The sequence below is a fragment of the Aeromicrobium sp. Leaf291 genome, assembly GCF_001423365.1.
In the GTDB taxonomy this organism is placed as follows: Bacteria; Actinomycetota; Actinomycetes; order Propionibacteriales; family Nocardioidaceae; genus Aeromicrobium.
Genome location: NZ_LMNM01000001.1, coordinates 963,987 through 990,699, shown reverse-complemented (window position 1 = coordinate 990,699; position 26,713 = coordinate 963,987). Strand labels below are relative to the sequence as shown.

Genomic DNA, 26,713 nt, shown 5'->3' with positions numbered 1-26,713 from the left:
AGGAGCACCGTGGTCAGTCCCCGTCGGGCTCGTTGTCGAGCGAGCTCCAGTCGCCGTCGGACTCGAGCGTGCGGCTGCCGTTCTCGGTGGACACGACGATCGAGCCGTTGCGGCCGACGATCTCGTAGAGCGTGGAGCCCTTCTCGCCGACGAACGCGTCGTTGCCCGGGTCGTAGTCGCCGGCCATGTCGATGACGTCGTCGCCCGCGGGCTTCACGACCACGCGGAACCGCTCGCCCGAGGAGTTCCGCCCGCACACGGACGCCTTGGAGCCGTCGGTGGTGGTGGTCTTGTAGAGGATCACCGGGTACGTGCCGCCGCAGCCGAGGTCGAGTCCCGACGCCTCCTGCTGGCGCACGTTGACCACGCGGGTCCCGCAGTCAGGCAGCAAGCTGTCCTGCTCGACGCCCTCGACGTTGAACTGGGTGTCGGCGTCCTCGCAGCTCGTGGTGGCCGACTCGGTGGGGCTCGGGGTCCCGGTCGGCGACGGCGAGGCCGAGGGGCTCTGCGTGGCCTCCGGCTCCGAGCTGGGTGAGGCGAGCGGCTCGGCGTCGTCGCCTCCACCGCCGATGAGGGCCCAGCCGCCGAGGCCGGCGAGCACCACGAGGACCAGGCCGACGAGGACCAGCCTCAACTTGGGGTTCACGCGCGGCACCTCCCGAGATCGACAGCCGGTCCGGGATCGACGACCAGCACAGCCCTCGACACTAGCAACACGTCCCGATGGCGTGGGGTCGGACGCGTCCGTGGTGGGATCAGGACATGCAACCGGCGCAGCTCTCCCACCGCTACCTCGAGGCACTCGAGGCCGGCGACCTCGCCGGTGTCCTGGCGCTGTTCGCCCCTGACGCGACGGTGGTCTCGCCCCTGTACGGCACCCTCCCGGCGACCGAGTTCTACCCGCTCCTGCTCGCGGACACCGGCCAGTCGCGGCTGACGCTGCGGACGACGATGACCGGCGAGGTCGACGGCCGCACCGTCGTGAGCCTGTGGTTCGACTTCGACTGGACCCTGGCCAGCGGCGAGCCCGCACCCTTCACCGTGGTCGACGTGGCCGAGCTCGACGCGGACGGTCGGATCGATCGGCTGCACATCGTGTACGACACCGCCCCGATCCGCGCGGCCTTCGACCGTCAGCGCGGCGCCGGACCGGCCTGAGCAGCCCGAGCTTCCCGGTCACGTCACGCGCGGGTCGCGAGGATCGCTCCGTGCGACCGGGCGGGGCGATCGGTTCGCGACTCGGTGTGCGTGACGGCGAAGCCGGCCCCCTCGACCTCGGACGACAAGAGGTCGACGGGCCAGTAGTGGGCCGTGGTCATCGCGTGCTCGAACGGTTCCAGCGTCGGCCCGGTGAAGAACCCCAGCGCGAGACCGCCGCCGGGCCGGATGCACCGGGCGAGCTCGGTCAGGGCTGCGCCGATCTGCTCGGGGGCAGTGTGGATCAGTGAGTACCACGCGAGCACACCGCCGAGCGAACCGTCGTCGACGCCCAGGGATTCGGCTCGCCCGACCCGGTAGCGCTGGTCGGGGTAGGCGGTCTGCGCCCTCTCGATCAGCTCGGGCACGGGATCGACGCCCTCGACATCCGTGCCGAGTCCGGCGAGATGGTGCGTCCACTGTCCGGGGCCGCAGCCGACGTCGAGCACAGGCCCCTCGATGCGGCGGGCCCATCTCTCGACGAGTGCCAGGTCGGGGGCGGCCACGTGCTCGATCCGGCCGACCGCCTCGACGTACTCGTCCGCTCTCGCTCCGTACGAACCACGGACGGACTCGAGTGACATGTCCCCAAGCCTCTCGCACCGGACGGCCGTCCCCGAGCCGGGTGCCCGCAGGTCAGCCCGCCCGGCTCACTCCCACTCGATGGTGCCTGGCGGCTTGCTGGTGATGTCGAGGACGACGCGGTTGACGTCCTCCACCTCGTTCGTGATGCGGGTGGAGATCCGCTCGAGCACCTCGTAGGGCAGGCGGCTCCAGTCGGCGGTCATCGCGTCCTCGCTGGAGACGGGGCGCAGCACGATCGGGTGGCCGTAGGTGCGGCCGTCGCCCTGCACGCCCACCGAGCGGACGTCGGCGAGCAGCACGACCGGGAACTGCCAGATGTCGCCGTCGAGACCTGCGGCCGACGTCTCCTCGCGCACGATCGCGTCGGCCCGACGCAGGATCGCGAGGCGCTCGGCGTCGACGGCACCCACGATGCGGATGGCGAGACCGGGACCGGGGAACGGGTGCCGGCCGACGATGGCCTCGGGGATGCCGAGCTGGCGGCCCACCTCGCGCACCTCGTCCTTGAACAGGGTGCGCAGCGGCTCCACCAGCGAGAACTCGAGGTCCTCGGGCAGGCCGCCCACGTTGTGGTGGCTCTTGATGTTGGCCGCACCCTCGCCGCCGCCGGACTCGACGACGTCGGGGTAGAGCGTGCCCTGCACCAGGAACTTGACCGGCGGGCCCGGGGTGGCCAGCACCTCCCGCTCGGCCTCCTCGAACACGCGGATGAACTCGCGGCCGATGATCTTGCGCTTGGTCTCGGGGTCGCTCACCCCGGCCAGGTGGCCGAGAAACCGCTCCCGCGCGTCGACGACCTTGAGGTCGACCCCCGTGGCCTCGACGTAGTCCCGCTCGACCTGCTCGGCCTCGCCCTCGCGCAGCAGCCCGTGGTCGACGAAGACGGCCGTGAGCCGGTCGCCCACCGCGCGCTGGACCAGAGCGGTCGAGACGGCCGAGTCGACGCCGCCGGACAACGCCGAGATGACCCGGGCGTCGCCGACCTCGGAGCGGATCTTCTCGACCTGCTCCTCGACGATGTTGACGCTGGTCCACGTCTGGCGGCATCCGGCGATCTCGACGAGGAACCGCTCCAGCACCTGCTGGCCGTGCTCGGAGTGCAGGACCTCGGGGTGCCACTGCACCCCGGCGAGTCGACGGTCGGTGTTCTCGAACGCCGCCACCGTCGCCCGCGGGGAGCGCGCGTTGACGGTGAAGCCGTCGGGTGCGCCGACGACCTCGTCGCCGTGCGACATCCACGAGGTGATGGGGCCGGGCAGTCCCTGGAGCAGGGTCCCGGGGTCGAGCACCTCGACCGAGGTGCGTCCGTACTCACGCTGGCCGGTGCGGGCGACGTCGCCGCCGAGCGCCGCGGCCATGGCCATGAAGCCGTAGCAGATGCCGAAGACCGGCACGTCGGACTCCACCATGGTCGGGTCGAGCTGGGGGGCGCCCGGCTCGTACACCGACGACGGGCCGCCCGAGAGGATGATCGCGGCCGGCTTGCGGGCGAGGATCTCCTCGACGGGCATCGTGTGCGGCACGATCTCGGAGTAGACGCGCGCCTCGCGGACCCGCCTCGCGATCAGCTGCGCGTACTGGGCGCCGTAGTCGACGACGAGGACGAGGTCGTGGTCTGGAGTCACCCCGTCATCGTATCGGTCGAAATATTTCTCCAGACCCTCGTAACCCCCTCTGGGGAGCGTCGTTGATCAGGACGGATCTCACTACACTCCCTCCCGTGAGATCCACCGTGCCCGCTCCTCGTGGCACATACAGGACCCGGCCCGTGAGCTCCCTCCAGGCCGGGTCCTGTGCTGTCCGGCACTCCCCCGCCCCAGCGCCGTAGATTGGCTGCGATGTCCGTCCTCGAGATCGTCCTCTCCGTCACCTGCGCCGCGCTGGCCGTGTCGCTCGTCGTGGCCTGGGGCCTGCTGCTCGGCGCACGCCGCCGCATCGCGCAGCTGAAGCGGGCGATCCGGACCGAACGGCCGCGCATCCGGCTGGTGCCCACGCCGTCCGACGCCGTCCGCACCGTCGTCGGCACCGCGATCAGCCTGAAGGACAAGGGCTTCAGCGGAACGCTGCGCAGCTCGATCGACGACCTCGCCCGCTGGGCCGACGTGGAGCGTCCCGACCTCGCCCGCATGGCCTCGCGCGACGGGACCGTGGCGATCCTGTTCTCCGACATCGAGGGCTCGACTGCCCTCAACCACGCCCTGGGCGACCGCGGCTGGGTGCAGCTGCTCTCGCGGCACGACGCTGTCGTCAACCGGGCCGTCAGCCGCAACGGCGGCTACGTCATCAAGACCCAGGGCGACGGATTCATGGTGGCGTTCACCGACGCCGCGCAGGCGGTGGCCGCCGCGGCCGAGGTGCAGCGTCGGATCACCCGTGCGCGGCCCGGGTCACGCCTGAGCGGGGTGGCGGTGCGGATCGGCGTGCACCAGGGCTCGGCGGTGCACCGCGACGGCGACCTGTTCGGCCGCAACGTCGCCTACGCGGCACGCGTGGCGGCCCAGGCCGAGGGCGGCGAGGTGCTCGTGAGCGATGGTGCGCTCGAGTCGCTGGAGGAGACCCACGGCGAGGACAGGCCCGCCGTGCTGGAGAGCCGCGAGGTCGACCTCAAGGGGATCCCGGGCAGGCAGGTCGTCCACGCGATCGACTGGAAGGTCTGAGCGCGAGCGCTCGGCCCCCCGCTCGGCCGGTGCGGATTCCACCGTCTCAGCGCTGAGACGGTGGAATCCGCACCGCGCGGGGCGTGGCCGCCCGATTCGGTGGAGAACTCACCGCTCGGGGGGGGATCAGTCGAGGCGCTCGGTGGCCTTCTGCTGCAGCTTGGAGGCGAAGTTCGGGTCGTGGTCGAGCAGCTCGGCCACGTCGGAGTCGGTCAGGTGCAGGGCCTTGACGGGCGTCTTCGCCACGACGGTCGCGTTGCGCAGCTTGCCGTTGACCAGGGCCATCTCACCGATCACGTCGCCGGCCTCCAGCTCGGCGATCGGCTGCTTCTGGCGCCGCACCTCCATCGTCCCCTCGAGGATGATGTACGCCTTGTCGGCGGGGGTGTTCTCGATCATGACCGCCCAGCCCTCGGGGATGTTGACCGGACGACCGACGCCGGCGAGCTTCTCGACGGTCTCGGCGTCGAAGTCGGTGACGCGCGTCAGTGCGTCGATGGTCTCGCGGTCTGCCTTGCGTGCCATGGCTTCCTCTCGGTCGTGCGACACCGGGGTGGGAGGGCGCCGCAACTCGTCCAACGACTCGAGCGGAGGGAGGACACGCCGCGGCATGCTGACGGTACGCTGCCGCACGTCCCCACCGCCAGCCCTGGAAGGTCCGACGTGGACGATCGTCCCTCCCGCTCGGCCACCCGGTCCCGGCGTGCCTTCGGGTCGGTGCTGCTCGGTCCGGCCGAGCAGGACCCCAGCCGGCTGAGGTTCCGCATCCAGCTGCTGCTCACCCTCTTCCTGGTGAGCACCAACGTCATCGGTGCCGGCATCGTCTTCGTGCTCTCGGTCTTCGTGGTGCCCAGCCCCGCGCCCACGCGGGACATGGCGTACGCGCTCGCCGTGGCCGTGCCCTGCTACGTCGGGCTCGCGGTGCTCGTCGGCGCCACCTGGGGCACGTCGGCCACGCTCAAGGCGCAGCGGTGGGCCATCGAGGGACGTGAGCCCGGGCCCAAGGACCGACGCCGCGCGCTGCGCGCCCCCCGCATGCTGACCCTGCTGCAGGCCGCGCTCTGGATCCTCGCGACCATCCTGTTCACGGTGCTCTCGCTGGTCGTGCAGGAGGAGCGCGCCCTGTCGACCGGTCTCACGGTCGGCATCGCCTCCATCGTCGTCACGACCATCGCCTACCTGCTCGCGGAGTTCGCGATGCGGCCCGTGGCCGCACGCGCCCTCAGCGGCGCGGTCATGAAGAAGCCGCGCGGGCTCGGCGCCGCCACCCGGGTCCTCATGTTCTGGTGGCTCGGCACGGGCGCACCCGTCGTGGGCCTGGTCGTGGTGGGCATCCTGGCCCTCTCCACCGACCAGCTGACGCTCAGCGAGCTGGCCGTCGTCGCCCTCGTGCTCGGCAGCGTCGTGCTCTGCTTCGGCTTCTTCGTCATGTGGTTGACGGCGCGCGCCGTCGTGCAGCCGATCACGGGGGTCACCGCGGCGATGCGCGAGGTGGAGCGCGGCGAGTTCGGCACCACCATCGAGGTGTTCGACGGCTCCGAGCTCGGCATGCTGCAGTCCGGCTTCAACCAGATGTCCACGGGCCTGCTCGAGCGGGAGCGGCTGCGCGACGCCTTCGGGCGGCACGTGGGACGCGACGTGGCCGAGGCCGCTCTCGGGGAGATCCGGCTGGGCGGTGAGACCCGCGAGGTCTCGGTGCTGTTCACCGACCTCGTCGGCTCCACCACGTACGCCGAGCAGCGCGACCCCGACGAGGTCGTGGGCATGCTCAACGACTACTTCGGCGTGATCATCGCCGAGGTCGACGCCCACGGCGGGCTGGTCAACAAGTTCATGGGCGACGCCGTGCTGGCGGTCTTCGGCGCTCCGCGCCCGCTCGACGACCACCCCGGGCAGGCCCTCGCGGCCGCTCGTCGCATCGGGGAGCGGCTCGAGACCGAGCTCGTCGGCGTCCGCGCCGGGATCGGGGTGGCCACCGGCCGCGCCGTCGCAGGCTACGTCGGCGACGAGTCCCGCTACGAGTTCACCGTCATCGGCGACGCGGTCAACGCCGCGTCGCGCCTCACCGAGCTGGCCAAGGACGTCGACGGCGGGGTGCTGGCCGACCTGCAGGCCGTCGAGGCGGCCGGGTCCGAGGAGTCGGCGCACTGGGCGTCGCACGGCAGCACCGTCCTCCGCGGCCGCTCCGACGAGACGCGGACCGCGGTGCCGCGGCGCACCTCGTCCGCGTCCTGAGGCCGTAGGCCTGCCACGCCTGTCCCACGATTCCCATCACCTGATGGGAATCCCCCCACCTGCGGATGCAACCCCCGGTGAGTGAGGGGAAACCATGGTGGGCTCACGATTCCCCTCACCTGATGGGAATCGTGAGCCGACGGCCGAAGCCTCAGCTGACCCCGACGATGGGCAGCCGGAGGGCGCCGGGGGCGTCGTCGGGGACCACGGGGCTCTTGGGTGCGATCGGCTCCATGGACCGGAAGCCCTCGCCCACGGCGGGCCGGACGTCGGTCTCGCCACGGTTGGGCCAGTAGGCCATGGCCCGCTCGGCCTGGGCCGTGATGGTCAGCGACGGGTTGACGCCCAGGTTCGCGCTGATCGCGGAGCCGTCGACCACGTGCAGGCCCTCGTACCCGTACAGGCGGTGGTAAGGGTCGATGACGCCCGTCTCGGGCGAGTCGCCGATGCAGGCGCCGCCCATGAAGTGCGCCGTGAGCGGCACGTTGAACGGCTCGCCGATGGTGCCGCCGGGGGTGCCCCCCATGTGCTCGGCCATGCGCTGCACCGCCACGTGCCCGGGCTCGATGAACGCCGGGTTGGGCGCACCGTGGCCCTGGCGCGACGTGAGCACCTTGCGGCCGAGCAGGTTGCGCTTCGTGTACGTGGTGATCGAATTGTCGTGCGTCTGCATGACGAGCGCGATGATGGTGCGCTCGGACCAGTGCCGCAGGTCGTACAGCTTGAACAGGTTGCGCTTCTGGTTCCACATCTCCTTGAGCCAGGTCTTCCAGCGCTTCGTCGGCAGGCTGCCGTCGGTGAGGACGGTCTGCAGCAGCGACATCGCGTTGGAGCCGCGGCCGTAGCGGCACGGCTCGATGTGGGTGAACTCGTCGGGGTGGAACGAGGAGGTGATCGCCACGCCCTCGGAGTAGTCGATGTCCTTGCCGTCGGAGATCGAGCCCAGGAGCGCCTCGGAGTTGGTGCGCGTGAGCAGGCCCAGGCGGTCGGAGACCTTCGGCAGCACGCCGCGGTCCTTCATGCGGTGCAGCAGCTTCTGGGTGCCCATCGAGCTGGCGGCGAAGATCACCTGCTCGGCGGTGATGACCTTGTGCTTGCGGAAGCGCTTGTTGGTGCCACGGGTCTCGACGGCGTAGCCCCCGCCGGGCAGCGGCGTGACCGACACGACGGTCGTCAGGGCGTGGATCTCGGCGCCGTTCTGCTCGGCCAGGTGCAGGTAGTTCTTGACGAGCGTGTTCTTGGCGTTGTGCCGGCACCCCGTCATGCACTCACCGCAGTTGATGCAGGCGTTGCGGTCGGGTCCGGCGCCGCCGAAGTACGGGTCGGCGACCTTCGCGCCGGGCTCGTCGCCGAACAGCACGCCGACGGGCGTGTGGTGGAACGTGCCCTCCACGCCCATGTCGGCCGCGACCTTCTTGATGATCCGGTCGGCCGGGGTCTCGAAGGGGTAGGTGGCCACGCCGAGCATCCGCTTGGCCTGGTCGTAGTAGGGCGCCAGCTCGGCCTTCCAGTCGGCGATGTGGCCCCAGGCGGGGTCCTTGTAGAACGGGTCGAGCGGCTCGTAGAGCGTGTTGGCGTACACGAGCGACCCGCCACCCACGCCGGCACCGGAGAGGATGAGGACGTCCTTGAGCTTGTCGATGCGCTGGATCCCGTAGCAGCCCAGCTGCGGCATCCAGAGGAACTTGCGCAGCCGCCAGGACGTCTTGGCGAAGTCCTCGTCGCGGAAGCGCTTGCCGGCCTCGAGCACCGCGACCTTGTAGCCCTTCTCGGTCAGGCGGAGCGCGGACACGCTGCCGCCGAAGCCTGAGCCGATGACGATGACGTCGTGGTCGAATGCCATGGGATACCTCTCGTCGTGCTGCGGGGTCGTGCTGGGTGGGGTCGTGAGGGAGCGAGACGCTGCGGTGTCGTGCTGGGGGGTCGTGCTGGGGGTCAGGCGCGCCGGGTGCGTCGCAGCACCTTGAGGCCGAGCGTGAGGGCCCGAGCGTAGGTCTTGGCGGGGACGAACGCAGGGCCGGCCATCGGCACGGCGCGCTGGACGGCCACCGACTGCGGCTCGGTGTAGCGCAGGATGCCCTCGGCGCCCTGGCGGCGGCCCACGCCCGAGCTGCGCATGCCGCCCATGGGGGCGTCGATGCTGCCGAACGTGGCGGCGAAGCCCTCGTTGATGTTGACCGTGCCGGCCTTGATGCGCGGCGCGACGAGGCGCGCCTGGCGGACCGGGCCGAAGATGCTCGCGTTCAGGCCGTACTCGCCGGCGTTGGCGAGCGCGATCGCGTCCTCGACGGTGCGGTAGCGGTACAGCGAGACGAGCGGGCCGAACGTCTCCTCGGCGAAGCAGGCGGCCGCCTCGGTGACGCCCTCCAGGACGGTGGGCTCGTAGAAGTAGGGGCCGAGGTCGGGCCGGGCCCGCCCACCGGCGAGGACGGTCGCGCCGTTGGCGACGGCGTCGTCGACGTGCTTGGTGACGGTCTCGACCTGGCTCTGGGAGATGAGCGAGCCCATGTCGGCGTCCCAGTCGAAGCTGGCGCCGAGGCTGAGCGCGCGCACTCGCCGCACGAAGGCGTCGCGGAAGGAGTCGTAGAGCGCCTCGGGCACGTAGATGCGCTCGATGGACACGCACAGCTGGCCCGCCGAGGAGAAGGCGGCGTTGACGGCGCCGGCCGCGGCGCGCTCGACGTCGGCACCGGGAAGCACGATCATCGGGTTCTTGCCGCCGAGCTCGAGCGAGCAGCTGACCAGCCGCTCGGCGGCCTGCTTGGCCACGAGGGTGCCGGTGGCGGTGGAGCCCGTGAAGCAGATGTAGTCGGCGCGCTCGATGATCGCGGTCCCGACGACGGAGCCGGCCCCGCTGACGACCTGCCAGACGTCGGTGGGGATGCCCGCGCGGCGCAGCAGCTCCACGCCGGCGAGCGCGATCAGCGGGCTCTGGCTGTCGGGCTTGTGCACCACGGCGTTGCCGGCGGCGACGGCGGGCAGACCGTCGGCGATGGCCATGGTCAGGGGGTAGTTCCAGGGGCTGATGACGCCCACGACCCCCTTCGGCACCTGGTTCACGTGCACGCTCGTGAGCCCGGGCAGGGCGCCGTTGCGCCGACGCGTGCGCAGCTGGCTGCGCAGGCGCCGGGCGTAGAACCGGGCGGTGAGCGCCAGGTGGGCCACCTCGTCGAAGGCGTGCGCACGCGCCTTGCCGGACTCCAGCTGGATGAGGTCGAGCAGCTCGTCCTGGTGGGCGAGCACCAGGTCGTGCAGGCGCAGCAGCGCGGCCGACCGGGCCTCGAGCGGCGTGCGGGCCCAGCGCTCCTGGGCGATGCGGGCGGCGTCGAACGCGGCCTCGACGTCGTCGATCGAGGAGACGGGGATCTCCGCGACGGCCTCGCCCGTGAGCGGCGTGCGGGTGGTGCGGGTCTCGCCGCTCGTGCTGCGGATGAGGGCGGTGAGGCTCGTGACGCGGGAGGCGGGGACGACGCTGGCGGCGGACATGCTGCTCAGGATACCGCCGGTATGTGGAACGCGACAGGGCTTGTGTCACATCGGGGACGTCACACGTCAGCCGAGCAGGCCCTCGCCCCAGAACCCCTTCGCCCCGAGTCCGGGCGGGCACGCGAACAACCCGGAGCTGCGGTGCACGATGTACTCGTTGAGCGCGTCGTTGGTGCTGCCCGCGAGGGTGCGCTGGATGCGCACGAACTGCTCGGGCGAGCGCTGGAAGCTGATGAAGAACAGCCCCGCCGCCAGCTGGCCCAGACCGTCGGTCCCGTTCACGAAGTTGTAGCCGCGGCGCAGGATCTTGGCGCCGCCGTTGGAGTCGGGGTGCGCCATCCGCACGTGCGAGAGGGTGGGGATGGCCGGCTCGCCGTCGGCGCCCTTGGCGGCCAGGTCGATCGCGGCGTGCTCGTCGCCGCCCGACAGCGGTCCGCCCGACCCCTTGGCCCGGCCGATGATCGCCTCCTGACCGGCCAGCGGCTCGCGGTCCCACGTCTCGATGCGCATGTCGATGCGTCGGGCCACCAGGTAGGACCCGCCCACCAGCCAGTCCGGTCCGTCGGACTCCTGCACCCACACGACGTCGTCGACGTCGCGGTCCTCGGACTTGACGTTGGCCGTCCCGTCCTTGAACCCGAAGAGGTTGCGCGGCGTCACCTGGGCGGCCGAGGTGGACGACGTGCGTCCGAAGCCCAGCTGGCTGTAGCGGACCGACGCCCGCCCGAAGGCGATGCGCACGAGGTTGCGGACCGCGTGCACGGCCACCTGCGGGTCGTTGGCACACGCCTGGATGGCGATGTCGCCACCGGTGAGCGCCGGGTCGAGCCGGTCGCCGGAGAAGGCCGGCAGATCGACGAGCTCGGCGGGCCGTCGACCGTCTAGGCCGAACCGGGCCTTCCCGTCGCGCTCGAAGAGGCTGGGGCCGAAGCCGATCGTGAGGGTCAGGCCCGACGCGGGCAGACCCAACGCCTCCCCGGTGTCCTCCGGCGGGGCGAGCGGGGTCCCGGCGACCGCGCCGTACACCCCGACCTCGTTGCCCTGCGTGAGGCGGCGCGCGGCCTGCGTCCACTCCTTCAGCAGCGACACCAGCTCGTCACGGCTCTCGGTGGTCACGTCGAGCACCACGAAGTGCAGACGGTCCTGGGCCGGGGTGAGGATCCCCGCCTGGTGCCGGCCCTCGAACGCGACCGGGACCGCGTCGGGGTCGGGCGCGACCGGCTCGTCGCGGGTGGCGGCCACCGCGTAGCCACCGGCGGCCCCCGCAGCGAGCGCGCCGACCCCGGCCGCCCCCAGCAGGGAACGACGGGAGACACCGCTGCGCTCGGTCACGATCGCCATCCTGCCGTGCTCGCGCCCGTGGGGCAGGTGGTCACGCCGAGGCGGCCACGACGGCCGCGACCTTGCTGATCGGCTCGCTCAGGGCGGCGACGGCGTCGGAGAGCTTCTTGACCTGTGCCTTCGTGAGCGTGTCGTAGCCGACCCACTCGCCGCTGTCGGCGTCCTGGTGCTGGTCGAGCTCGGTGTCGAGCGCCTCGAAGCGCTGGTCGATGAGCGTCACCAGCTCGGGGTCGGCCTTCTCCAGCACGGGGCGCAGGGCCGCGATGGCCGCCTGGGACCCCTCGATGTTGGCCTTGAAGTCCCAGAGGTCGGTGTGGCTGAACTCGTCCTCCTCGCCGGTGATCTTGCCGGTGGCGACCTCGTCGAGCAGACCCTTGGAGCCCTGGGCCAGCTGCAGCGCGGTGAGCGGCTGCTCCTTGCTGAGCTCGACGACCTTCTTCACGTTGGCGAGCAGCTCGTCGGCGTAGGGGTCCATGCCCTTCGTGTCGCCCTCGACCCACAGCTGCTTCTCGATGCGGTGCCAGCCGGTGAAGTCGCGGCCCTCGGCCTTCGCGTCGGGCTCACGGCCGTCGGTGATGGGGTCGAGGTCGCCGAAGATCTCGGCGACGGGCTCGATGCGCTCCCAGTAGGTGCGGGCCCGCGGGAACAGCGCCTTGGCCTCGTCGACCTCGCCGGCCTTGACGGCGTCGACGAACTCGGTGGTCTTGTCGATCAGGGCGCCGGTCTGGCTCTCGACGTAGCGCTCGTAGCTCGCGGCGGCGGCCTTGAGCTCCTCGGAGTCCGACAGGTCCTTCGCCGGCGCGCCCGTCACGGACAGCGCCTGGCGGATGCCGTCGCCGACCATGCCCGGCTTGCAGGCGCCCTCGTACGAGCCCTTCGGCAGGTCGACGACCAGGTCCCGCGACAGGCCGGGGCCGACGTTCTCGACCTCGCCCATGATGCGGTCGCCCTCGGCGTACACGTAGAACTCGGTGACCTTGGAGCCCTTGTTGGTCACCTGGAAGGTGGTCGGGCCGGCGTCGAGCTTCGTGGCGGACACCTCGCACGAGGAGTCCGATGCGGCGACGGCGACGGTCCCGTCGCCCGCGGCCGGCTTCTCGGCGCAGGCGCCGAGCAGGGAGAGGGAGACGGCCACCAGGCCGGTGGCGGCGAGACTGCGGTGCATGAGGATCCTTCGGGAACGGGCGTCCAGGTGAGGACAGCCTCACCATGGTAGTCCCGCACCGGTTCCCCCACGCAACGATCCGGAGTGTGACGTGCGCCGGCCGCTCACCCGCCCCCTCGACCCGCCCCCTATCGGTGGATCCTCAACCGCAAGGCTGCCGCTGCGGTTGAGGATCCACCGATGGGGGGCAGGGGGCGGGGCACGCGGCCGACGGATCTTCACACGATCTCCAGGTCGCTCCCCCACCCCGGGACGCGCACCGAACCTAGGGTCGGGTCCATGACCGCCGAAGCCCGTCGCACCATCCTCGTCGTCGAGGACGAGCCGCTCATCAACCAGATGGTGACCGACCGCCTCCGCGCCGAGGGCCACGACGTGGTCCAGGCGCACGACGGGCCGGGGGCCGTGGTCGCGTTCGAGGAGCACGACCCCGACCTGGTCGTGCTGGACCTCATGCTCCCCGGGTTCGACGGGCTGGAGGTGTGCCGACGCGTGCAGGCCCTGCGTCCGGTCCCCGTGCTGATGCTCACCGCACGCGACGACGAGACCGACGTGCTCGTGGGCCTCGGCGTCGGCGCCGACGACTACGTGACCAAGCCGTTCCGCCAGCGTGAGCTGGTGGCTCGCGTCCATGCCCTCCTGCGCCGCGTCGACCGGGCCGCCGAGCTGGCCGCGCAGGCAGCGCCGACGCGCACCGTCGGCTCGCTCGCCGTCGACGGCGCCACCCGTCGGGTGAGGGTCGACGGTGCCGACGTGCACCTCACGCCGCTGGAGTTCGACCTCCTCACGGCACTCGCCGCCGAGCCCGGGTCGGTGCGCAGCCGCGAGGAGCTCATGCAGGAGGTGTGGGGCTGGTCCGACGCCTCGGGCACCCGCACCCTCGACAGCCACGTGAAGGCCCTGCGCGCGAAGATCGGCGCCGACCGGGTGCGCACGGTGCACGGCGTCGGGTACGCCCTGGAGGAACGATGAGCCCCCGACCTCCCAGCACGAGACCGACCAGCACTGGACCGACGGGCGCTCGACCGACGGGCGGCGCGCGTCCGCTCGACGCGGTCGGCTCGATCAAGGCCAAGCTGGGCCTGCTCGTCGGCGCGAGCACGGTGGTCGCCGCACTCCTCGCCCAGATCGGCGACCGGGCCGGCCTGCCCGTCTGGGTCTCCCTGCCGGTCACGGTGGGGGCCGCGCTGCTCGTGACGCAGTGGCTCGCCCGCGGCATGACCTCGCCGCTTCGCACCATGACCGACGCCACCGCGCGCATGTCGGCGGGCGACTACGGCGTCCGTGTCGGCGTGACGTCCGACGACGAGGTCGGCCGGCTCGCCCGCGCGTTCGACGCCATGGCCGCCGCGCTGGAGTCGACCGACCGCGAGCGCCGCCAGCTGGTCGCGACCGTGGCGCACGAGCTGCGCACCCCGCTCACCGCGCAGCGGGCGCTGCTGGAGAACCTGGCCGACGGCGTCGTCCAGCCCGACGACGCGGCGCTCGGCGCCGCGCTGCACCAGGCGGAGCGCCTGAGCGACCTGGTGGCCGACCTGCTCGACCTGTCGCGGATCGACGCGGGTGTGGCGCCGCTGCGCCTCGAGGACGTCGACGTCGAGTCGCTCGTGCGGTCCGTCGTCGACGAGAGCCCCGACCGGGGGCGCGACACGTCCGTGACCGTGGAGGTGTCGCCACCCGATCTCGCCGTCCGCGCCGATCCCGGTCGACTCGCCCAAGTGGTGGCGAACCTGGTCGACAACGCCGTCCGGCACAGCCCGACCGGGCGCTCGGTCCGGGTGAGCGCCTCGGCCGAGGACGGCCGGTGGCACCTCGACGTCCGCGACGAGGGCCCGGGCATCCCGTCCGACCTCGAGGACCGCGTCTTCGAGCGGTTCGGCACCGGCCCCGACGCAGGGGGTGGCACCGGCCTCGGGCTCGCGATCACCCGCTGGGTCTGCGAGCTGCACGGCGGCACCGTCGACGTCGTGCCCTCCACCGCGGGAGCGCACCTTCGCGCCACCCTTCCGCGGGACCCCCGTCCCACACCCCGTCCGGCCGCCGCCCTGACCTCGACCTTCCCGCGCTATCCGAGGAGCACCCCCATGCCCGAGAGCACACCCCACGACACCACCGTGACCGTCCCGCCCGGCACTGCAGGCCCGCCCCCAGGCCGAGCCGACGACCTGCTCGCCCGCCTGTGGCCCGAGCGCGCGCTGCCCCCGCAGGTGCCGCTGCTCCTCGCCTCGGCCGGCGTGGGCGTGCTCGGCTCCCTGCTGATCGTCGACCAGCCGATCGGCGTCGGCTCCCTGCTGCTCGCCCTCGCCGTCGCTGCCGTCGTGCTGACGGCGGCACGCGGTCGCTCCCGCGGTGCCGCCGACCCGTTCACGGTCGTGGGCGTGGCACTCGGGGTCGCCCTCGCCTCGATGACGGTGCTGCGCGCGAGTGAGTGGGTCGGGCTCCTCGGGGTGGTCGTGGCCGGCACCACGGTGGCCGTGGCCGTCACCCGAGCCCGGTCGGTCGTCGCGATCCCCGGTGCCGTCGTCGCATGGATCGCGTCCGCCGCCCGCGGGCTGCCGCTCCTCGGTCGGACCCTCTCGGCCACGAGCCGCTCACGCCTGCTGTGGCCGGTGCTGCGCACGACGGCCCTGGCCGCGGGCGGCCTGGTGCTCTTCGGCGGGCTCTTCGCCTCGGGCGACGCCGTCTTCGGCACCTGGGCGTCGAGCATCGTGCCCGACCTCGCCTGGGACTCGGTCGTGGCTCGCGGGTTCGTCTGCTTCTTCGTCGCCGGCGTCACCCTGGCCGGCTGCTACCTGGCCCTCAACCCACCGCCCCTGCTCGCCGAGGACCTCCCCACCGGACGACCGGTGCGGCACCGGTGGGAGTGGCTCGTGCCGCTCGGCACCGTCGTCGCCCTGTTCGTCGCCTTCCTCGTGGCGCAGTCCGCGGCGATGTGGGGTGGCCGCGACTACCTGCAGCGCACCACCGGCCTGACCTACGCCGAGTACGTGCACCAGGGCTTCGGCCAGCTGACGACGGTGACGTTCCTGACCCTCGTCGTCATCGGGGTCGCCGCCCGCAAGGCCCCGCGCACCGACGAGCGGGACAGGCTCGTGCTGCGACTGGTTCTGGGGCTGCTGTGCGTGCTGACGCTCGCGGTCGTCGTGTCCGCCCTCTACCGGATGGATCTGTACCAGGAGGCCTACGGCTACACCGTGCTCCGCCTCGCCGTCGTGGGCTTCGAGCTGTGGCTCGGGCTGCTCGTGGCACTCACCCTGGTCGCGGTCGGCCGGCTCACCGGGACCTGGCTGCCGCGGGTCGCGCTGCTGTCCGGCGCCGGCGTCCTGCTGGTCCTCGGCCTGATGAATCCCGCCGGCTGGGTGGCCACCCACAACGTGGAGCGGTTCGCCGAGACCGGGACCCTCGACGTCGACTACCTGCGCTCGCTCGGCGACGACGCCGTGCCGTCGATCGTGGCGGGCCTGCCCGAGCGGACGGCCGCGTGCGTCCTGGACGATCCGTACGGCCCGACGGAGACCGACGACGGCGGTGCCTGGTCCTGGAACCTGGGCCGGGAGCGCGCCGACCGGGCACGGGCCGAGGTGGCCGCGGTCCCGTCCGACAGGTCGTGCCTCACCATCGCGCGTGAGTGAGGTCAGCGCGTGAGGACGACCATCCAGCCGATCATCGCGGCACACCCTGCGACACCGACGACAAGGCCGACGAGAGGCCAGTGCCACGTGCGTCTGCGCCGGATCGCCCCGCGGACGATGAGCAGCGCCGAGCCGAGGACGGCGGTCGCCAGCACCAGCCAGAGGACGGCGATGCCCAGGAAGAACAGCAGTCCTCCCCCGTCGCCGCACAGCAGTGCGCCGTCGTCGGAGGAGGTTCCGCAACCGTCGGCCGCCATGACCAGCAGCAGCGCCATGACGCCGGCGACGGCGGACAGGGCGGAGAGCCCGAGCCACAGGACGGTCGCGACCACGACGTCGGCGGCGCGCACGGGGCCGAGGTCGGCCGGAAGCGACGGCAGCCGGCTGCCGGTGCCGTCCGGCGCCGACCCGTCGATCACGCGACGACGACCTCGACCCGCTGGAACTCCTTGAGCTCGGTGTAGCCCGTGGTGGCCATCGCGCGGCGGAGGGCCCCGATGAGGTTCATCGTGCCGTCGGGCACCGACGACGGGCCGAAGAGCACCGACTCGAGCGAGCCGACGGTGCCGATCTCGACGCGCTTGCCGCGCGGCAGCTCGGCGTGCCACGCCTCGGCACCCCAGTGGAAGCCGCGGCCCGGGGCCTCGGTGGCACGGGCGAACGGGGAGCCGATCATGACGGCATCGGCCCCGCACGCGACGGCCTTGGCGATGTCGCCGCTGCGGCCGATCGAGCCGTCGGCGATGACGTGCACGTAGCGGCCGCCCGACTCGTCGAGGTAGTCGCGGCGGGCCGCGGCGACGTCGGCGACGGCCGAGGCCATGGGCACCGCGACGCCGAGCACCGACCGCGTGGTGTGCGCGGCTCCGCCGCCGAAGCCGACGAGGACGCCCGCCGCGCCGGTGCGCATGAGGTGCAGGGCGGCCTGGTAGGTGGCGCAGCCGCCGACGATCACGGGGACGTCGAGCTCGTAGATGAACTCCTTGAGGTTGAGCGGCTCCGTCTGGCTCGAGACGTGCTCGGCCGAGACGGTGGTGCCGCGGATGACGAAGAGGTCGACCCCGGCCTCCACGACCACGTCGGAGAACTGCTTGGTGCGCTGCGGCGAGAGCGCGGCGGCCACCGTGACGCCGGCGTCGCGGATCTCGCGGAGGCGGTCCTTGATCAGCTCGGCCTTGATCGGCTCGCCGTAGATCTCCTGCAGCCGTGCGGTCGCGGCGACGGCGTCGAGGGACGCGATCTCGGCGAGCAGGGGGGTGGGGTCCTCGTAGCGGGTCCACAGACCCTCGAGGTCGAGCACGCCGAGCCCACCGTGGCGACCGAGCGCGATCACGGTCTCAGGGCTCATCACCGAGTCCATCGGTGCGGCGATGACCGGGAGCTCGAAGCGGTAGGCGTCGATCTGCCAGGCCGTCGAGACCTCCTCGGGGTCGCGGGTGCGCCGGCTGGGCACGATCGCGATGTCGTCGAAGGAGTAGGCGCGGCGGCCGCGCTTGGCGGCGCCGATGTCGAGCTCAGGCATGCGTCCCACCCTAGTGGCGACGGACGTCACGTCTCGCCGGGCGTCGTCGCGCGTCCCACCCAGGGTCCTCGTCCTCAGAGGTAGGTAGCGCGCGGAATCGGCGGGGCGGAGGTAGGTAGCGCGCGGAAACGGGCCTCGTATCCACGTGCCACCTACCTGCGACGCGCGAGATCCGCGGGTCACCTACCTCTGACGGCGATTCCGCGGGCTACCTACCTCTGACGGCCGCGCGCCTCGCGCTCGGCGAGCGCCTTGAGGTTGAGCAGCTGGCGGCGCGCCATCGGGAGGTCGCCCAGCGACAGCAGGTCGACGAGGGGCCGACGGCCTCGGGAGACGAGCTTGAGCAGCAGCCGGGTGCCTTCATCCCCCACGGGCCCGACGCGGTAGCTCATGACGGCAGGGCCGATCCGGGCCGTGAGCTCACGGCCGGGCTCCACCGCGAGCACACGCCCGACCTGGCGTCCCATCGCCGTCATGAACACCTCGCCGACGACGGGGTCGGGCAGGTCGGCGCGCACCCGCGGCGAGCGTCGGCCGAGGTTGTCGACCCAGTCGTAGGAGTACGGGGCCAGCCTCAGCTGGCGCACCCACGCCCACACCACCTCGGCCGGCGCGTCGACGGTGACGCCCCGCCACGCCTGCATCGGCGCGTCCGACAGCACGGCGTCGCAGCCGTACTCCAGCGCGACCTCGGCGTCGGTGACGCCCCAGCGGTCGCCCAGGACTCGAGGGCGCACCACGGCGGGGCCGTCAGCGTCCGGCGTAGTTGGGGGCCTCGACGGTCATCTGGATGTCGTGCGGGTGGCTCTCCTTGAGCCCCGCCGACGTGATGCGCACGAAGCGACCGCGCTCCTGCAGCTCGGGGATGGTGCGCGAGCCGACGTAGAACATCGACTGGTGCAGGCCACCGACGAGCTGGTGGGCGACGGCACCGAGCGGACCGCGGTAGGCCACCTGGCCCTCGATGCCCTCGGGGACGATCTTGTCGTCGCTGACCACGTCGGCCTGGAAGTAGCGGTCCTTGGAGTAGGACTTCTTGCCGCGCGAGGCCATGGCGCCGATGGAGCCCATGCCGCGATACGTCTTGTACTGCTTGCCGTTCATGAAGATCAGGTCCCCGGGGCTCTCCTCGCAGCCGGCGAGCAGCGAGCCGACCATGACCGAGTCGGCACCCGCGACGAGCGCCTTGGCGATGTCGCCGGAGTACTGCAGCCCGCCGTCGGCGATGACCGGCACGCCCGCCGGCTTGGCGGCGAGCGAAGCCTCGTAGACGGCCGAGATCTGTGGGACGCCCACACCGGCCACCACGCGGGTGGTGCAGATGGAGCCGGGCCCGACGCCGACCTTCACGGCGTCGACGCCGGCGTCGACGAGAGCCTGACTGCCGGCGCGGGTGGCGATGTTGCCGCCGATGACCTGGATGCCGTCGAAGGCGCGGTCGGCCTTGATGCGGCGCACCATGTCGAGCAGCAGGCGGGCGTGACCGTGGGCGGTGTCGACCACGAGCACGTCGACCCCGGCCTCGCGCAGGGCGTTGGCGCGGTCCCAGGAGTCGCCGAAGAAGCCGACCGCGGCACCGACGAGCAGACGGCCCTCGTCGTCCTTGCTGGCGAGCGGGTACTGCTCGGACTTCACGAAGTCCTTGACGGTGATCAGACCGGCGAGCCGGTCGTCGGCGTCGATGATCGGGAGCCGCTCGCGCTTGTGCTGGCGCAGCAGCGACGAGGCGTCCTCACGACTGATGCCGACCGGCCCGGTGACGAGCGGCATGGGCGTCATGACGTCGCCGACGATCGTGGTGGACCACTCCGCGACGGGCGTGAAGCGCAGGTCGCGGTTGGTGATGATGCCGAGGAGCCGGTTGTCGGGGTCGACGACGGGCAGGCCCGAGACGCGGTACTCGCCGCAGATCTCGTCGAGCTCCTCGAGCGTGGCCTTCGGGCCGATCGTGACGGGGTTCGGGATCATGCCCGTCTGGGTGCGCTTGACCAGGTCGACCTGGTAGCTCTGGTCCTCGATGGAGAGGTTGCGGTGCAGGATGCCGATGCCGCCCTCGCGCGCCATGGCGATGGCCATGCGCGACTCGGTGACGGTGTCCATCGCGCTCGACAGCAGCGGGATCCGCAGCGTCAGGTCGCGCGTGAGCCGTGCGGTGGTGTCGACGTCACTCGGGACGACGTCGGTCTCGCCGGGAAGCAGCAGGACGTCGTCGTACGTGAGGCCGAGGCTGGCGAACTTGTCGGGGATGCCCTGCTCCATGCAGCCATGGTACGGCCGCCGACCCCGGGACCCCAGGGGCCCGGACGTGACGTGCCCCGCTACAGCCCCGGCCTCCCCTCGGCCCAGTAGGGCTGCGTCCTCACGGCCTTGCGGTCCAGACCCACGACGTCGCGCAGGAGGGTGCGCTGACGCTGGATGGCCGGACCGTTGCCGGCCAGGTAGGCCACCGGGTCGGGCAGCACGCGCAGCGCCTCGACGTTCGCGCGGATCCAGGCGTCCAGGACCGCACCCGGCGTCTCCACCGCCGGAAGCACCGTGGCCTCCGGCACGAGCGCCCGGGTCGCGTCCACGTCGGGCTCGGGCACCTCGAGCACGGTGACCAGGTCGCGCCCGTCGCGGGCCGCGCGCTCGGCCATGCACAGCGCGAGGCTGATCACGGTCGCGTCGCCGAGCAGCACCGCGGGACGTCCGTCACCGGTCGCCGTCTGCCGCCCACGGCCCGGCACCCCCGCCGGGTCCCAGGTGAAGGCTCGCGCGGACGACCACCGGCAGACCTTCACGGCGTCGCCCTCGGACCAGGCCTCGACCAGGTCGTGGCCGGGCGTCGGGCCGGGATGGTCGTGGCGCTGCACGATGATCATCAGGGCGTCACCCTCGATCAGTGCCGGCGTGTAGTGCCGGAACTCGTTGCGGGACACGCGGAACGCGGTCACGTCGCACGGCTCGATCGTGGCGGACGCGAAGTCGGGACAGCGCAGGACGAGACGGCGCGGGCCCGGCGAGATCACCTCGTTCGCGCCGACGGTGGCCTCGTGGGCCTGGGCCTCGACGTAGTTCGCGAGCAGGGTGGGCGTCTTCGACACGGTGTGCTCCAGGTCGGCCGGATCGGGCGACGACGGCCCCGACCCCTGGGTCGGGGCCGTCGCTGCCCGAGGTGTCAGGACGTGAACGTCTCGAGACCGTCGGCGAAGCGGTCGAAGACGTCGGCGTAGGCCTGCGCCGACGGCGGCGCCACGGACGTCCACGGGATGTAGGCGTCGTTCTCGGCGGCCGTGGTCTTGCCCCAGACCGGCTCCTTCTTCAGCGCGGCCAGGCCGGCACTGCCGATGCGGTCGTCCCAGTAGGCGACGTCGGCGTCGTAGGTGTCGGCCTTCTCCCAGCTGAGCGACTCGAAGTAGCCACCCTCGTCGGGGTTCTTCGGCGTCACGATGTCGAGGCCGATCTCGTCGCGGTAGTACTTGAGGTCGGGGCTGACCTCGGGGTTGGAGACGTAGAACAGGTCGGGCGAGTACGAGACCGCGAGGATCGACGGCTTCGCGCCCTGCGCGACCTTCTCGAGCCGCGCCTGCGCGGTCTCGAAGGCCTCACGGCCCTCGGCGAAGTCGGCCTCGTCGGCACCGAGCGCCGTGGCGGCCTTCTCGGTGGAGTCGATGATCTGCGGGAGCGTCTTGCCGTCGAAGCTGATGACGAGCGTCTGGAACTGCGCGTCGAGCTTCTTCTTGACGTCGGCGTTGACGTACCAGAGGTCGGGCTCGAGGTAGCTGCTGGTGACGACCAGGTCCGGCTCGAGACCGGCCAGCTTCTCGAGGTCGATGTCGCCGTACTCACCGCCACCGGTGACGTCCTCGACGGCGTCGGCGTCGAGTCCGGCAGCCTGGGAGTCGAGCTCGCCGTCGGCGTTCTTCACCGGACCGAAGACGCCGACGATCTTGTCGCCGAGGCCGAGGTCGGTGAGCGCGGCTGCGACCGACGACTGCACGACGAGGCGCTCGGGCGCGGCGTCGAGCTCGAGCTTCGTGCCGAGGTCGTCGGTGTAGGTCCAGGCCTGGTCGGAGCCGGAGTCGTCGTCGGACGAGCCGCACGCGGCGAGCGGGAGCGCGAGAGCCAGGGCGGCGGCAGCCACCGTGCGGCGGAGCAGGGGGGAACGTCGTGTCATGCAGGGCAGCCTAACTTAAGGTTGCCTTACCTGAGCAAGAGGTCAGATCACTAGGCCGGCGTGAGGTGCACCACGCCCGCCGCAGGGTCGGCGGCAACCACCCGGACCTGGCGGCGCTCGCCCTCGCGCAGCCGGTTCGACCCCGTGCCGGGGTCGGTCGCGACCAGCACGGCGGGCTCGAGCAGCATGACGTCCGCGTCCTGCCCGTCCACGTCGACCACCAGCGCCTCGAGCTCCTGACCGACGAACGGGGCGAGCATCGACGCCTCCACCCGGTCCAGCACGCCGCGGGAGGCACGGGACGCGAGGGCGTCGGAGGCCCGCATCGCGTCGGGGACCGACGGCAGCGCCTCGCGCAGCGCCGCCGGGACCTCGCCCCCGCTCGACACCGCCAGGCAGACCTCGCTCGCGAACCGGTCGGCAAGCCGCCTCAGCGGTGCCGTGACCTGGGCGTACGGCGCCCCGACGCCCACGTGCCCCGGGGTCGCGGGCGGCTCTCCGTCGAAGGCGGCGAACGAGGCTCCGCGCAGCAGACGAGTGGCGTCGGTCATGACCGCCAGGTGGGTGACGTCGTCGGCGTCGAGGCCGTCGAGCAGCGCTGCCGGGTCATCACCCGCGTCCACGCCGAGGGCGCGGGCGCGGGCGAGGAACCGCTGCACGTCGCGCGGGTCGGGGTCGGGCAGGGTGCGCAGCAGCCCCACCCGCGCCTCGAGCATGATCGACGCCGCCACGGTGCCGGTGAGCAGCGAGATCTCCGCGTTCCAGTCGTCGGCCTCGCGTCGGACACGCCACACCGCGCGCCACCCGCCCGAGGTCGCCTCGTCGGGCACGACCTCCTGGTCGGGCAGGCCCAGCTCGAGCGCACCCGCAGCCACACGGGCCGCGCGCCGCAGCCGGCCGACGTCGCGCAGCGCCTCGATGCTCGGATGCAGACGTCCGGCGTCGGCGTCGGCCTGGACGGTCGCGTAGTCGAGGCGGGCGACCGACCGCACCAGGGCGCGCTCGACGCGGTGGGCGACGACGGCACCGTCGACGTCGAGGTCGATCGTCCACAGCACGGCGCCCCGCACCTGGTCGGGCAGCAGGCTCAGCGCGCCTTCCGAGAGCACCGGCGGATGCAGCGGCACGCGACCGTCGGGCAGGTAGATGGTCTGCCCGCGTCGGCGGGCCTCCGTGTCGATCGCGCCGCCCAGCGGGACCACACCGAGATCGGCGATGGCGTAGTGCACCCGGAACCCGCCGTCGCGACGCTCGAGGTGGACCGCCTGGTCGAGGTCCATGGCCCCCGGCGGGTCGATGGTGACGAAGGGCAGGCCGGTGCGATCGGTCGTCGCGAGCGGGCCGCGGGCCGCGACCTCCTCGGCCTCGGCGAGCACGTCGTCGGGGAAGTCGTCGGAACGCTCGGCGGCTGGCAGGTCGAGCTCTCGGCGCAGCGTCTCGAACACGTGCGCGACGCTACCAGCGCACCGCACCGACCCGGTTGCGCCGACCTCGGTGGGAGGCAAGGTGGAGACATGGACACGCACATCACCGCCACCCGCACCATCGATGCACCGGCCGGCGAGGTCTTCGCGATCCTGTCCGACCCCCAACGGCACCACGAGATCGACGGCTCCGACATGGTGCGCAGCGACGACCGCTCGGACCGCATCACCGCGGCGGGGCAGTCGTTCCGGATGAACATGCACCACCCGAGGGCCGGGGACTACCAGACCGACAACCACGTGACCGGCTTCGAGCAGGGCTCCCTGCTGGTGTGGCAGACCGGAGCGGTCGACTCCGACCCGGCCGGCTGGGAGTGGGTGTGGCGGCTGACCCCTCTCGGGCGCGACTCGACCGAGGTCAGCGTCACCTACGACTGGTCGAAGGTCACCGACCCGGCCGTCCTGAAGCGGCTGCACTTCCCCGTCGTGCCGCACGAGGCACTCGAGTCGACCCTGGCCAACCTGGCAGCCGCGGTCGCCTGAGTCGGCTCGCCGCACTCACCGTCCGGCGGCGAGCAGGTCCTCGACGGTGGTCAGCTTGACCCGCGGCCGTCCGCTCGCGAGGCCCGCGTCGATCTCGCGGCGCTCGATGGCCCGCACCCCCGCACCGCGGACGAGCTGCGGCTGACGCCGCTGCACCAGCCGGGACAGTGCCCGCTCCGACCGCGACGGGGAGCGAAGTCGGCCGTCGGCCGCATCGCCCAGCAGCGTCGTGACGGTCTCGCCCGCGCACACCCGGTTGGCGCCGATGCCACCGGTCGACCCGCGCTTGGCCCAGCCGACGACGTAGGCGCCGGGAACGGGCTCGCCGGTCGCCGGGTCGACGACCCGGCCGTCGTGGTTCGGGATCAGGCCTCGCTCCTCGTCGAACGGCAGCCCGGGGACCATGCGACCGCGCCGGCCGATCGAGCTGACCAGCAGCTGCGTGGGCGCCTCGGCCTCGCCGTCGGGGCCCGCCACGATCACCGACGCCAACACCCCGTCCCCGTGCGCGGCCGTGACCCGGCGGCCGAAGGCCAGCACGAGCCGCTTGCCCGCGCCGGCACCCCCACCGGGCTCGGACGTCCAGTCGCTCCGCACGCGCGGGAGCCCGGCCAGCAGCGCGGCGTTGGTCCCCGGCTCCGGGGCGGCCAGGGCCGTCGCGACCGCCTCGTCGTCCTCGACGCAGAGCTCGATGCCGTCGGGCAGCGTCAGCAGCTCGGGCCTGGTGAAGGCGGCGTGCTCGGGACCGCGACGACCCAGCAGCACGACCTCGCGCACGTCGGCCCGACGCAGCGCCTCCAGGGCGTGGTCGGCGATCTCCGTGCCGGCCAGTCGACCGGGATCGCTGAGCAGCAGGCGCGCGACGTCGAGCGCGACGTTGCCGTTGCCCACGACGAACACCCTCGCCCCCTGCACGCCGACGGCGTCGCCCGGGACGTCGGGGTCGCCGTTGTACCAGGAGACGACCTCGGTGGATCCGTGCACGCCCTCAAGGTCCTCCCCCACGATGCCGAGCCGTCGGTCCTCGGGGGCGCCGATGCCGTAGACCACCGCGTCGTGGTGCTCGAGCAGCTCCTCGTGCGAGAGGTGCCGACCGACCTCCACGTTCATGAACAGGCGCGCGCGGGGGTGGTCGTAGGTCCAGCCGAAGGTGTCCTGCACCCGCTTGGTCTCCGGGTGGTCCGGCGCCACCCCGCCGCGCAGCAGACCGCCCGGCACCGGGAGCCGGTCGAAGAACGACACGTGCGCGTCGGACGCCGCGAGCAGCTCACGTGCGGTGTAGGTCGCGGCCGGGCCGGTCCCGACCACGGCGACCCGCAGGCCCGTGGGCACGCCCGGGCGCACGCGGGCGTGGGTCTGCTGCTTCGCGACCTCGCGCTCGGGCCGCTGCTCGTAGTAGGCGGCGTTCAGCTCGGCGAACACGGCCTCGCCGCCGCGCAGGATCTCGATCGGCTTGATCGCCGACGCGGGGCAGGCGTCGGCGCAGGCGCCGCAGTCGATGCACGAGCGAGGGTCGACGTAGAGGATGTCGGTCGTGCCGAAGTCGGGCTCTCCCGGCGTCGGGTGGATGCAGTCGACCGGGCACACCTCCACGCAAGAGGCGTCGGAGCAGCAGCTCTGGGTGATGGCGAACGGCATGGCGGCCTCAGAGCATGTGCACGCGGCGGTACAGCCGCTTGGCCGTCGGCGTCAGCAGCCCGGCTTCGGCCAGGAAGTCCATCAGGTGCACGCACGACAGACGCATGAGCGCGTGGTGGTGCTCGTTGTTCTTGGCCGCCTCGACGGCCTCCTTCACGTCGAGCCCGGCCTCGGCGTACACCTCGGGGCGGACGAGGCTCTTGACGATGAAGTAGCCGACGCTCGCGATCTGCAGGGCGCTGGCGCGGCGGCGGGCCTCGGAGATGCCCTTCATGGCCTCGAGGGTCTCGTGGCGCGCGAACTTCATGTGCCGCGACTCCTCGACCACGTGGATCTTGCAGATCGTCTTGACCTGGGGCGAGACGGAGGCGCCGCGCATCCAGTCACGCTGCATGACGTCGAGGACCTCCTCGGCCACCAGGATCGACGTGTAGGCGACCTCGCCGCGCGCCGTCAGCTTGAGCAGCTTGGCGGCCTTGTGCAGCAGCGGGTGGGGCAGGTAGGAGCGACCGGCGATGTGCTGGGCGCCCTTGGCGAACATGATCGAGTGGCGGCACTCGTCGGCGATCTCGGTGAGCGCGAACTGGAACTCGCTGCTCGCGTAGTCCTTGTCGTAGATGTCGACGAGCAGCATCTGCTGCAGGAGCATCTCGAACCAGATGCCGATGCTCGCGACGCTGGCCGCCTCGTGGCGCGTGAGCGTGGCGCGCTGCTCCGGCGTCATGCGCTCCCACAGGTCGGTGCCGAAGAGCGTGCACCACTCGGGGTTCACGCCGTCGTGCAGCGGGTCGAGCGGCGCGTCCCAGTCGACCTCCTTCTCGGGGTCGTAGGACAGCTGGGCCGACGACGACAGGAGCCGCTCGAGCACGCCGTCACGCTCGACCTCCGCACGGAACGCGGCGGCGTCGGGGGTGGTGGGGCGGGTCTCGGTGATCGTCATGGCAGTCTCCTCGGCTACTCGACAACGGTGATGTGACATCGGGAGTGTCGCATCCATACCCACGGTATGGCGAGTCGGTCGCGAGCGCAAGAGACGACCGTCACGCGGCCCCTCGACGGGACGTCGGAGCGCGGATGCACCCGTGCGGTCAGGACGCGGACGTCCCGAACCCCGCGGGGCAGGGTGGGAGAT

The 26,713-nt window shown here is 72.2% G+C and carries 23 protein-coding genes; 6 read left to right on the top strand and 17 right to left on the bottom strand.

The features are described from left to right. Nucleotides 1–13: 13 nt before the first annotated feature. Complete coding sequence (locus ASF35_RS04970; protein WP_055963683.1) at nt 14–646, bottom strand: hypothetical protein; 633 nt, start codon at nt 644–646, stop codon at nt 14–16. Between the two features lie 116 nt (nt 647–762). Here ASF35_RS04970 and ASF35_RS04965 point away from each other — a divergent pair, with 116 nt between their 5' ends. Next, on the top strand, nt 763–1,158 hold the full coding sequence (locus ASF35_RS04965) for a nuclear transport factor 2 family protein (protein WP_055963681.1): 396 nt from the start codon (nt 763–765) through the stop codon (nt 1,156–1,158). A gap of 23 nt (nt 1,159–1,181) precedes the next feature. On the opposite strand, the gene ASF35_RS04960 is transcribed toward ASF35_RS04965, so the two are convergent. Together ASF35_RS04960 and guaA are read right to left on the bottom strand one after the other, a co-directional pair. Further along, nucleotides 1,182–1,781, bottom strand: coding sequence for a class I SAM-dependent methyltransferase (locus tag ASF35_RS04960; protein ID WP_055963677.1), 600 nt, complete (start codon nt 1,779–1,781; stop codon nt 1,182–1,184). A 66-nt stretch (nt 1,782–1,847) separates the two neighbouring features. Continuing rightward, the gene (gene guaA / locus ASF35_RS04955; RefSeq protein WP_055963674.1) at nt 1,848–3,407 is read right to left on the bottom strand and encodes a glutamine-hydrolyzing GMP synthase; all 1,560 of its coding nucleotides are present in this window, start codon (nt 3,405–3,407) and stop codon (nt 1,848–1,850) included. 213 nt (nt 3,408–3,620) lie between these two features. Here guaA and ASF35_RS04950 point away from each other — a divergent pair, with 213 nt between their 5' ends. Next, complete coding sequence (locus tag ASF35_RS04950; RefSeq protein WP_055963671.1) at nt 3,621–4,439, top strand: adenylate/guanylate cyclase domain-containing protein; 819 nt, start codon at nt 3,621–3,623, stop codon at nt 4,437–4,439. Between the two features lie 126 nt (nt 4,440–4,565). Here ASF35_RS04950 and ASF35_RS04945 read toward each other — a convergent pair whose 3' ends face one another. Further along, on the bottom strand, nt 4,566–4,964 hold the full coding sequence (locus ASF35_RS04945; protein ID WP_055963666.1) for a cyclic nucleotide-binding domain-containing protein: 399 nt from the start codon (nt 4,962–4,964) through the stop codon (nt 4,566–4,568). A 138-nt stretch (nt 4,965–5,102) separates the two neighbouring features. On the opposite strand from ASF35_RS04945, the gene ASF35_RS04940 reads away from it, so the two are divergent. Further along, the gene (locus ASF35_RS04940; protein WP_055963663.1) at nt 5,103–6,674 is read left to right on the top strand and encodes an adenylate/guanylate cyclase domain-containing protein; all 1,572 of its coding nucleotides are present in this window, start codon (nt 5,103–5,105) and stop codon (nt 6,672–6,674) included. A 151-nt stretch (nt 6,675–6,825) separates the two neighbouring features. Here ASF35_RS04940 and ASF35_RS04935 read toward each other — a convergent pair whose 3' ends face one another. The 4 genes from ASF35_RS04935 to efeO all read right to left on the bottom strand — a co-directional run bounded on the left by ASF35_RS04935 (nt 6,826) and on the right by efeO (nt 12,666). Then, nucleotides 6,826–8,517, bottom strand: a complete 1,692-nt coding sequence (locus ASF35_RS04935; RefSeq protein ID WP_055963660.1) for a GMC oxidoreductase — start codon at nt 8,515–8,517, stop codon at nt 6,826–6,828. Between the two features lie 92 nt (nt 8,518–8,609). Beyond that, on the bottom strand, nt 8,610–10,160 hold the full coding sequence (locus tag ASF35_RS04930; RefSeq protein WP_055963658.1) for a succinic semialdehyde dehydrogenase: 1,551 nt from the start codon (nt 10,158–10,160) through the stop codon (nt 8,610–8,612). Between the two features lie 66 nt (nt 10,161–10,226). Further along, nucleotides 10,227–11,501: an iron uptake transporter deferrochelatase/peroxidase subunit gene (efeB, locus tag ASF35_RS04925; protein ID WP_055963655.1), complete on the bottom strand. Its 1,275-nt coding sequence runs from the start codon at nt 11,499–11,501 to the stop codon at nt 10,227–10,229. A gap of 31 nt (nt 11,502–11,532) precedes the next feature. Then, entirely contained in the window at nt 11,533–12,666 is a 1,134-nt protein-coding gene (efeO, locus tag ASF35_RS04920) for an iron uptake system protein EfeO (protein ID WP_055963652.1), read from the bottom strand. A gap of 279 nt (nt 12,667–12,945) precedes the next feature. On the opposite strand from efeO, the gene ASF35_RS04915 reads away from it, so the two are divergent. Further along, complete coding sequence (locus ASF35_RS04915) at nt 12,946–13,638, top strand: response regulator transcription factor (RefSeq protein WP_055963649.1); 693 nt, start codon at nt 12,946–12,948, stop codon at nt 13,636–13,638. After that, a complete protein-coding gene (locus ASF35_RS04910; protein ID WP_082495368.1) occupies nt 13,635–16,298 on the top strand; it encodes a DUF4153 domain-containing protein in 2,664 nt (887 codons plus the stop codon). Before ASF35_RS04915 ends, ASF35_RS04910 begins: the two co-directional genes overlap by 4 nt. Before the next feature lie 2 nt (nt 16,299–16,300). On the opposite strand, the gene ASF35_RS04905 is transcribed toward ASF35_RS04910, so the two are convergent. From ASF35_RS04905 to ASF35_RS04875, 7 genes are all read right to left on the bottom strand, one after another. Beyond that, nucleotides 16,301–16,717: a hypothetical protein gene (locus ASF35_RS04905; RefSeq protein WP_055963644.1), complete on the bottom strand. Its 417-nt coding sequence runs from the start codon at nt 16,715–16,717 to the stop codon at nt 16,301–16,303. Further along, on the bottom strand, nt 16,714–17,820 hold the full coding sequence (locus tag ASF35_RS04900) for a GuaB3 family IMP dehydrogenase-related protein (protein ID WP_055966179.1): 1,107 nt from the start codon (nt 17,818–17,820) through the stop codon (nt 16,714–16,716). The genes ASF35_RS04905 and ASF35_RS04900 overlap by 4 nt, the downstream gene beginning before the upstream one ends. Nucleotides 17,821–18,032: 212 nt before the next feature. Then, entirely contained in the window at nt 18,033–18,560 is a 528-nt protein-coding gene (locus ASF35_RS04895) for an SRPBCC family protein (RefSeq protein ID WP_200931721.1), read from the bottom strand. Nucleotides 18,561–18,570: 10 nt separating this feature from the next. Beyond that, the gene (gene guaB, locus ASF35_RS04890; protein ID WP_055963641.1) at nt 18,571–20,079 is read right to left on the bottom strand and encodes an IMP dehydrogenase; all 1,509 of its coding nucleotides are present in this window, start codon (nt 20,077–20,079) and stop codon (nt 18,571–18,573) included. A 59-nt stretch (nt 20,080–20,138) separates the two neighbouring features. Beyond that, the gene (locus tag ASF35_RS04885; RefSeq protein WP_055963638.1) at nt 20,139–20,903 is read right to left on the bottom strand and encodes an SIP domain-containing protein; all 765 of its coding nucleotides are present in this window, start codon (nt 20,901–20,903) and stop codon (nt 20,139–20,141) included. Between the two features lie 74 nt (nt 20,904–20,977). Next, entirely contained in the window at nt 20,978–21,976 is a 999-nt protein-coding gene (locus ASF35_RS04880; RefSeq protein WP_082495367.1) for an ABC transporter substrate-binding protein, read from the bottom strand. A 50-nt stretch (nt 21,977–22,026) separates the two neighbouring features. Then, nucleotides 22,027–23,421: an RNB domain-containing ribonuclease gene (locus ASF35_RS04875; RefSeq protein ID WP_200931720.1), complete on the bottom strand. Its 1,395-nt coding sequence runs from the start codon at nt 23,419–23,421 to the stop codon at nt 22,027–22,029. Nucleotides 23,422–23,490: 69 nt separating this feature from the next. On the opposite strand from ASF35_RS04875, the gene ASF35_RS04870 reads away from it, so the two are divergent. Further along, nucleotides 23,491–23,943, top strand: coding sequence for an SRPBCC family protein (locus ASF35_RS04870; RefSeq protein ID WP_055963629.1), 453 nt, complete (start codon nt 23,491–23,493; stop codon nt 23,941–23,943). Nucleotides 23,944–23,958: 15 nt separating this feature from the next. Here the strand turns inward: ASF35_RS04870 and ASF35_RS04865 are convergent, their stop codons facing one another. Beyond that, nucleotides 23,959–25,581 (bottom strand): 4Fe-4S binding protein, encoded by a 1,623-nt coding sequence (locus ASF35_RS04865; RefSeq protein ID WP_055963624.1) that lies wholly within the window; start codon nt 25,579–25,581, stop codon nt 23,959–23,961. A gap of 7 nt (nt 25,582–25,588) precedes the next feature. Further along, complete coding sequence (locus ASF35_RS04860) at nt 25,589–26,521, bottom strand: diiron oxygenase (RefSeq protein WP_055963621.1); 933 nt, start codon at nt 26,519–26,521, stop codon at nt 25,589–25,591. Nucleotides 26,522–26,713: the final 192 nt, after the last annotated feature.